Origin of the sequence: Pseudomonas sp. PDM25 (assembly GCF_019219045.1) — a bacterium.
In the GTDB taxonomy this organism is placed as follows: Bacteria; Pseudomonadota; Gammaproteobacteria; order Pseudomonadales; family Pseudomonadaceae; genus Aquipseudomonas.
Map to the genome: position 1 here is coordinate 331,039 of NZ_JAHUWL010000008.1, position 6,564 is coordinate 337,602.

Below are 6,564 nucleotides of genomic sequence, written 5' to 3' on the forward strand. Positions count from 1 at the left end.
TTACCGTTTCATCCAACCGAGGCCAGATGTCGTTTTGGTGTCTGATTCGGTAAGGAACCGGGAGCACCATCTGCGTAGGCTTGAGGTTTAAGACTTGCGTCGCCTACGGTCTTGGATAGCCCCCGCCAGGCAGGGACCCCAATCTTTCAATTGGCGCAATCGCTTGCGCCAACCTGTGTCTTACGCGTCGAGCGAACCTTGGTCGATGACCAGGCCTGGACCCATGGTGGTGCTCAGGGTAACGCGCTTGACGTAAATACCTTTCGAGGAAGCTGGCTTGATACGCTTCAGATCAGCGATCAGGGCTTCAACGTTTTCCTTCAGCTTGACGGCGTCGAAACCGACTTTGCCAACGGAGGTGTGGATGATGCCGTTTTTGTCGGTGCGATAACGAACCTGACCAGCCTTGGCGTTTTTAACCGCGGTAGCTACGTCTGGCGTTACAGTGCCGACTTTAGGGTTAGGCATCAGGCCGCGCGGGCCCAGGATCTGACCCAACTGACCAACAACGCGCATAGCATCCGGGGATGCGATAACTACGTCATAGTTCAGGTCGCCGCCTTTCATTTCGGCAGCCAGATCGTCCATACCTACACGGTCAGCGCCGGCAGCCAAAGCGGCCTCAGCAGCTGGACCCTGGGTGAACACTGCAACGCGAACGGTCTTGCCAGTGCCGTGTGGCAGCACAGTAGCGCTACGAACGACCTGGTCGGATTTACGCGGATCAACACCCAAGTTTACAGCAACGTCAAACGACTCGCTGAACTTGACAGTCGACAGCTCAGCCAGCAGAGCAGCAGCGTCTACAAAGTTGTAGGACTTGCCTGCTTCGATTTTGCCGGCGATAGCCTTTTGACGCTTGGTCAACTTAGCCATTACACACCCTCCACGTTAAGGCCCATGCTACGAGCAGAACCGGCGATAGTACGCACGGCCGCGTCCATATCAGCTGCAGTCAGATCCGCGTTTTTGGTTTTCGCGATTTCTTCCAGCTGAGCACGGGTAACGGTGCCAACCTTAACGGTGTTCGGACGAGCGGAACCGCTAGTCAGACCAGCAGCTTTCTTCAGCAGAACCGAAGCAGGTGTGGATTTGGTTTCGAAAGTGAAGCTACGGTCGCTGTAGACAGTGATGATCACTGGAGTCGGCAGACCTGGTTCAATACCCTGAGTACGGGCGTTGAAAGCCTTGCAGAATTCCATGATGTTCACGCCGTGCTGACCCAGAGCAGGACCAACAGGTGGGCTTGGGTTAGCCTGAGCGGCCTTCACTTGCAGCTTGATGTAAGCGGTAATCTTCTTGGCCATGAGGCACTCCAATTACGGGTTCGAACGCCTCGAAAGGCTCCCCGGTTACTTGCGCGTTTATCCCAGTGACGACAAAACCCCACAGCCTAGGGCTGCGGGGTTGGGATGCTTGCTCAGCTAGACTTTTTCGACCTGGCTGAACTCTAGCTCTACCGGAGTAGAGCGACCGAAAATGAGCACTGCCACTTGGATCCGGCTCTTCTCGTAGTTAACTTCTTCGACCGTGCCAGTAAAGTCGGCAAACGGACCGTCATTGACACGTACCGATTCACCTGGCTCGAACAACGTCTTCGGCTTCGGCTTGTCGCTACCATCAGCAACACGACGCAGAATCGCTTCTGCCTCTTTATCTGTGATAGGTGCAGGCTTATCAGCAGTACCGCCAATAAAACCCATCACCCGAGGAGTATCCTTGACCAAGTGCCAAGTACCCTCATTCATGTCCATCTGAACCAGCACATAACCTGGGAAGAACTTGCGCTCGCTTTTGCGTTTCTGGCCATTACGCATTTCAACCACTTCTTCAGTGGGAACCAGAATTTCGCCAAAGCCATCTTCCATGCCAGCCAGCTTTACGCGCTCTACCAACGAGCGCATGACATGCTTCTCGTAACCGGAGTAAGCATGCACAACGTACCAACGCTTAGCCACGGGACACCCTTAGCCGACAATCAAGGAAACAAGCCAGCCGAGCAGGGAATCAAGCCCCCACAACAGCAACGCCATAACCAGAACAACAGCCACAACGATCAACGTGGTCTGCGTGGTTTCTTGGCGAGTTGGCCATACGACTTTACGAATCTCGGTGCGAGCTTCCTTAACCAGTACAAAGAAAGACTTGCCCTTGACTGTCTGCAGGCCTACAAAGGCAGCTACAGCAGCAATGGCGAGCAAAGCAAGTACGCGGTACAGGATCGGCGAAGCAGAGTAATACTGATTGCCAACAACGCCAACAACCACCAAAGCAACTACTACTAGCCACTTGAGCAGATCGAAGCGAGAGCCTTGAGCTTCAGCTTTAGGAGTCATCTATGAAGATCCTGTGAAAAGAAAGCCAGATACACCAAGTGAATCTGGCAGGTCAGGAGGGAATCGAACCCCCAACCTACGGTTTTGGAGACCGTCGCTCTGCCAATTGAGCTACTGACCTAAAACAAAATCAGGCCGACCATTATGCCGGCCCGAAAAAGACATTACAACAATTTACTCGATAACCTTAGCAACGACACCAGCGCCGACGGTACGACCGCCCTCACGAATGGCGAAACGCAGACCATCTTCCATTGCGATGGTTTTGATCAGAGTGACAGTCATCTGAACGTTGTCACCCGGCATCACCATTTCAACGCCTTCTGGCAATTCGCAGTTACCGGTCACGTCCGTGGTACGGAAGTAGAACTGTGGACGGTAACCCTTGAAGAACGGAGTATGACGACCGCCTTCTTCCTTGCTCAGAACGTAAACCTCTGCAGTGAACTTGGTATGAGGCTTGACAGTGCCCGGCTTGACCAGAACCTGGCCACGCTCAACATCATCACGCTTAGTACCACGCAGCAATACGCCGCAGTTCTCGCCAGCACGACCTTCGTCGAGCAGCTTGCGAAACATCTCAACACCAGTGCAAGTAGTTTTGACAGTGTCACGAAGACCAACAATCTCAACTTCTTCCTGAATGCGGACAATGCCACGCTCAACACGACCAGTCACAACAGTACCGCGACCGGAGATCGAGAAAACATCCTCGATCGGCATCAGGAACGGCTTATCAATAGCTCGCTCAGGCTGCGGAATGTAGCTATCCAGAGTCTCGACCAACTTCTTGACGGCAGTAGTACCCATCTCGTTGTCGTCTTGACCATTCAGCGCCATCAGCGCCGAACCAATGATGATTGGAGTGTCATCACCCGGGAAATCGTAAGTACTCAGCAGGTCGCGTACCTCCATCTCAACCAGCTCAAGCAACTCCGCGTCATCAACCATGTCAGCCTTGTTCAGGAAGACAACAATGTACGGAACGCCAACCTGGCGGGACAGAAGGATGTGCTCACGAGTTTGCGGCATCGGACCATCAGCGGCCGAGCAAACCAGAATCGCGCCATCCATCTGAGCAGCACCGGTAATCATGTTTTTTACGTAATCAGCGTGACCTGGACAGTCAACGTGTGCGTAGTGACGCACGGCCGAATCGTACTCAACGTGAGCGGTGTTGATGGTGATACCACGAGCTTTTTCTTCAGGGGCGCTATCGATCTTGTCGAAGTCAACCTTTGCCGAACCGAAAACTTCGGAGCAGACGCGGGTCAAAGCAGCAGTCAGAGTAGTTTTACCGTGATCGACGTGACCAATAGTACCAACGTTGACGTGCGGCTTATTACGTTCGAACTTTTCCTTAGCCATCAAAATCACCCCTAGGAGAAGAATTGAGCAGGTCAAACAAGCCATTAAAACAAAGGCAGATATTTTCATATCTGCCTTGTTATATGGAGCTCTTGAGCGGATTTGAACCGCTGACCTCACCCTTACCAAGGGTGTGCTCTACCAACTGAGCTACAAGAGCGTAACGCTATGCAGGATCTGCAAACTTGGAGCGGGTAGCGGGAATCGAACCCGCATCATCAGCTTGGAAGGCTGAGGTTCTACCACTAAACTATACCCGCGGAGCTTGCAGCTCTCGCTAAAAATGGTGGAGGGGGAAGGATTCGAACCTTCGAAGTCGTAGACGTCAGATTTACAGTCTGATCCCTTTGGCCGCTCGGGAACCCCTCCTAAGCGAGCCGGCATTCTATATCATGCCAGCCTTCTGTCAAGCATTTTCTCATTAAAAACCTGAGGTTAGCTGCGTTGACGTCACTTTACGGCGTTAACCATTAAAGGTCTTCACTGCGAAGCGGGCGCCATTCTATGCAAACTAATCGGCGGGTGCAACCCCTCCGCACGGCATTATTTTATGTTTTAACTCATTGAATTCTCTAGAAAGGTTTTTCAGCTGCGAGTCATCTAGCCAACGCCGGCTTTCTGGTGCCACACGCACCCAGTAACCATCAGACCCTGGAGGAGCCCTCAGCAAGGACTCGAACTTGATTTCCATGCCACTCAATCGCCGCTCAACCGCCTGAGCTGCCTCCTGACGAGTAAAGCCGCCAAGATAGAGGCATCCATCGTCTGCCTGGACAGGCTTTCCTTTATCACGAGCCGCGTCAGTCGTCTCACTCAACAAGCGAATATCCTGCTGCGCCCCCCGATACAAATTCAAAGGGGTTACATCCTTCGCACGCAGAGGAGCCTCTTGTTGGTGCCAGATGTAATAGAACACATTGAGAACAAGCAGCAGCAGAAACAACCAACGCATAAAAACCTCAGGACAAGGGGCACGCCATCGCCAAACCTACAAACACCAGATCAGGAACTACCCTGGCCTCAGGCACAATCCCGGAAACCAGGTCTGCATCTCCTCCAGTGAGAAATACAACAAAATCATCCCCCCAATAGCTACGCGCCAACTCTAGCTGCGTCAGGACAAAGCCTCTCAGCATCAACGAGCACCCCCGCTCGACCGCTTCGACAGTTGTCCGACCAGGAACGAGACTTTCCAGAGCGCGCTCGGCGGCTAGATCACCATAACGAATTCTACGAGTATGGGTACGCAATTGGTTTCGCATCAGCGGCATACCCGGACATATAAACCCTCCGAGATGCTCTCCATTCCTGGAGATGAAGTCCGCAGTAACCGCCGTACCAAAATCAAGCACAAGACAAGCACCTGAGGCCAGATGGAATCCCCCGAGCATCGCCAGCCAACGGTCGAGCCCTAACCGCTCGAACTCCTCATAGCCATTACGAACTCCGGACATTTCCCGGGACGGCGCCGCGCATACCACCGACACACCAAAAGCTTCTGTCAGCAGAGAAATCAGGGCACTGGTTTCTTCGGCAGTCCTGACACTGACCAACCGACAAAACTTGAGAGCGAGCCCCTTGAGCGCTTTCAAACTCTCCAACAACGCGAGGTCCGAATCAACGACCCCCTCGCCGACCACCCGCCGAACATCCGCGTCAAGCACACGCCACTTGATAAAACTGTTTCCGCAGTCGAGCTCAAGAATCATCACGCAACCTCAGACTGAGCTCACCACCACTAAAGACTTTTTCCACACCACCCACCTTCAAGCGTAGAGCACCTTGACTATCAATACCCAGCACTTCGCCTTCTATGTGGTTAACGCCTGCGATCAACGACACGGCTCGCCCCTGCCAGAGATGATTTTGCTCCCACTCTGCCTGGATAGGCGAAAATCCGTCGACTTGATGACGACACAGATATGCCTGGAGCATCGCACCCAACTCCCCGACCAAGTGATTTCGATCAAACACCTTGCCCGACTCTAGCCGCATGGACGTCCATTGCTGATCAACCTCATCGGTAATCTGCATGTTCACATTAATTCCCACACCCAGCACAACGTGACACACATCGGCAGGATCCCCCACCAACTCGAGCAATATCCCGGCAATCTTCTTCTGACCCACCAGAACATCGTTGGGCCACTTCAATCCAACCCCCGAAATACCAAGCTCTCGCAAGGCCTGCATGACGGCGAGCCCAACAACTAGACTCAAGCCTTCCAGCTGACGCATTCCACCGTCAATACGCAGCACGAGACTGTAATAGATGTTTTCCGCGAATGGGCTCGCCCACTTTCGTCCACGCCGCCCGCGACCTGCGGTTTGCCGTTCCGCGAGCACCAGAAAGGGCGCCGCTTGACCCCGCTCTATGGCGCGCAAAGCCTCGGCATTAGTGGAGTCAATTGAATCGAAAACCAGGATGGGCCAATCACAAGAAGGCGCCTGCTCTCTTATCTCGACAGGATCAAGCAGCGTCAATGGCGCAGCCAGTTGATAGCCGCGCCCCCGCACCTTATGAATGGATAATCCCAGCTCAGCTTCTAAATGCTGAAGCTGCTTCCAAACGGCACTACGACTGACACCCAAGGCGACGCCCAAGGCCTGACCCGAATGGAATCGGCCATCTTTAAGAAGCTTTAACAATGTCAGCATGCAAGTCTCGCCTCACAATGAGGCCCGCATGATAGCCATGCCCCGCGCCATTGCATAGAAACCCTACAGGTCAGTTTTCCTGCGGGCAAAACAAAACCCCTACCTGCATACGCAGATAGGGGTTTCGGAATTTAATCTTGACGATGACCTACTCTCACATGGGGAAACCCCACACTACCATCGGCGATGCATCGTTTCACTG

At 53.3% G+C, this 6,564-nt stretch carries 8 protein-coding genes and 4 tRNA genes; all 12 read right to left on the reverse strand.

What is annotated here, in order from left to right:
- Positions 1-180: 180 nt before the first annotated feature.
- The 12 genes from rplA to birA all read right to left on the reverse strand — a co-directional run bounded on the left by rplA (position 181) and on the right by birA (position 6,362).
- Positions 181-876: a 50S ribosomal protein L1 gene (gene rplA, locus KW848_RS17900; RefSeq protein WP_007896626.1), complete on the reverse strand. Its 696-nt coding sequence runs from the start codon at positions 874-876 to the stop codon at positions 181-183.
- Entirely contained in the window at positions 876-1,307 is a 432-nt protein-coding gene (rplK, locus tag KW848_RS17905) for a 50S ribosomal protein L11 (protein WP_003210097.1), read from the reverse strand. Before rplK ends, rplA begins: the two co-directional genes overlap by 1 nt.
- A 117-nt stretch (positions 1,308-1,424) precedes the next feature.
- Complete coding sequence (gene nusG / locus KW848_RS17910) at positions 1,425-1,958, reverse strand: transcription termination/antitermination protein NusG (protein ID WP_007896622.1); 534 nt, start codon at positions 1,956-1,958, stop codon at positions 1,425-1,427.
- Positions 1,959-1,967: 9 nt separating this feature from the next.
- A complete protein-coding gene (gene secE / locus KW848_RS17915; protein WP_008145488.1) occupies positions 1,968-2,336 on the reverse strand; it encodes a preprotein translocase subunit SecE in 369 nt (122 codons plus the stop codon).
- Between the two features lie 45 nt (positions 2,337-2,381).
- A tRNA-Trp gene (locus KW848_RS17920) sits at positions 2,382-2,457 on the reverse strand.
- A 53-nt stretch (positions 2,458-2,510) separates the two neighbouring features.
- Positions 2,511-3,704: an elongation factor Tu gene (tuf, locus tag KW848_RS17925; RefSeq protein ID WP_007896619.1), complete on the reverse strand. Its 1,194-nt coding sequence runs from the start codon at positions 3,702-3,704 to the stop codon at positions 2,511-2,513.
- An 84-nt stretch (positions 3,705-3,788) separates the two neighbouring features.
- A tRNA-Thr gene (locus KW848_RS17930) sits at positions 3,789-3,864 on the reverse strand.
- Positions 3,865-3,890: 26 nt separating this feature from the next.
- Positions 3,891-3,964: transfer RNA gene (locus KW848_RS17935), tRNA-Gly, on the reverse strand.
- A 24-nt stretch (positions 3,965-3,988) separates the two neighbouring features.
- Positions 3,989-4,073 (reverse strand) — tRNA-Tyr (locus tag KW848_RS17940).
- A 142-nt stretch (positions 4,074-4,215) separates the two neighbouring features.
- Complete coding sequence (locus KW848_RS17945; protein ID WP_192410768.1) at positions 4,216-4,656, reverse strand: hypothetical protein; 441 nt, start codon at positions 4,654-4,656, stop codon at positions 4,216-4,218.
- 7 nt (positions 4,657-4,663) lie between these two features.
- Positions 4,664-5,413 (reverse strand): pantothenate kinase, encoded by a 750-nt coding sequence (locus KW848_RS17950; RefSeq protein ID WP_218537607.1) that lies wholly within the window; start codon positions 5,411-5,413, stop codon positions 4,664-4,666.
- Complete coding sequence (birA, locus tag KW848_RS17955; protein ID WP_218537608.1) at positions 5,403-6,362, reverse strand: bifunctional biotin--[acetyl-CoA-carboxylase] ligase/biotin operon repressor BirA; 960 nt, start codon at positions 6,360-6,362, stop codon at positions 5,403-5,405. Before birA ends, KW848_RS17950 begins: the two co-directional genes overlap by 11 nt.
- Positions 6,363-6,564 lie beyond the last annotated feature (202 nt).